The following is a 224-nucleotide window of genomic DNA, read 5'->3' on the forward strand; positions in this document are numbered from 1 at the left end:
GGACGATGCAGGTTTGAACCACGGCGTCGGGAAACACGGCGGTGATCGCCTCGGGAAAGCCTTTCAGCCCGTCGACGACGGCGAGCAGGATGTCCTCGGTGCCGCGGTTCCTGAGCTCGTTCATCACCCTGAGCCAGAATTTTGCGCCCTCGTTCTGCTCCAGCCACAGGCCCAGCACCTCCTTGGCACCATCGGCACGGACGCCGAGCGCGATGTGGATCGCC

Annotated in this window: 1 protein-coding gene; it reads right to left on the reverse strand. The window is 64.7% G+C overall.

Annotated features, from left to right (window positions below; genetic code table 11):
• Positions 1-224: transposase (locus SM191_RS19935; protein ID WP_341507689.1), on the reverse strand; the 224-nt coding region annotated here is incomplete at both ends.

It is taken from the genome of Sphingomonas sp. 2378 (assembly GCF_038084995.1).
Classification (GTDB): domain Bacteria; phylum Pseudomonadota; class Alphaproteobacteria; order Sphingomonadales; family Sphingomonadaceae; genus Sphingomonas.